The organism is Burkholderia sp. Ac-20353, assembly GCF_017104785.1.
Taxonomy (GTDB): Bacteria; Pseudomonadota; Gammaproteobacteria; order Burkholderiales; family Burkholderiaceae; genus Burkholderia.
Genome location: NZ_JAAGPL010000533.1, coordinates 1 through 899 on the forward strand (window position 1 = coordinate 1; position 899 = coordinate 899).

1 protein-coding gene is annotated in these 899 nt (G+C 67.3%); it reads right to left on the bottom strand.

Annotated elements, in window-relative coordinates; translation table 11 throughout:
• The coding region (locus G3N94_RS41790; RefSeq protein ID WP_205799969.1) for an AMP-binding protein at window positions 1–899 on the bottom strand (899 nt) is incomplete at both ends.

Below are 899 nucleotides of genomic sequence, written 5' to 3' on the forward strand. Positions count from 1 at the left end.
CACGCGAGCGGGCCGTAGGTGATGTACGTGTGGCCCGTGACCCAGCCGATGTCGGCCGTGCACCAGAACACGTCGGCGGGCTTCCAGTCGAAGGTCCACTTCATCGTCTGCGCGGCCCACAGCAGGTAGCCTCCGGTGCTGTGCTGCACGCCCTTCGGCTTGCCGGTCGAGCCCGACGTATACAGGATGAACAGCGGATGCTCGGCGCCGACCCATTCCGGCTCGCAGGTGTCGGACGCGGCGGCGGTCAGCTCGTGCATCCACAGGTCGCGATCCGCGTGCCAGTCGATCTTGCCGCCGGTGCGACGGTAGACGATCACGCTCTTCACCGCATCGCAGCCACCCATCGCGAGCGCTTCGTCCGCGATGCTCTTGAGCGGCAGCGTCTTGCCGCCGCGCAGCTGCTCGTCGGCGGTGACCAGCGCGACCGCGCCGACATCGACGAGGCGTTCGTTCAGCGATTTCGCGGAGAAGCCGCCGAACACGACCGAGTGCGTCGCGCCGATGCGCGCACAGGCCTGCATCGCGACGATCCCTTCGATCGACATCGGGATATAGATGACGACGCGGTCGCCCTTGCCGATGCCGCGCTGCTTCAGCGCGTTCGCGAAGCGCGACACGCGTGCGAGCAGGTCGGCGTAGGTGACGCGCGTGACGGTGCCGTCGTCGGCCTCGAAGATCACCGCGACGCGCTCGCCGTTGCCGGCTTCGACGTGGCGGTCGAGACAGTTGTACGACGCGTTCAGCTCGCCGTCGTCGAACCACTTGCAGAACGGTGCGTCGGTTTCGTCGAGCACGTTCGTGAACGGCTTGTGCCACGCGAGCGTTTCGCGCGCGAGACGCGCCCAGAATCCTTCGTAATCGCTTTCGGCCTCGGCGGCGAGCGCGCGATAGGCTTC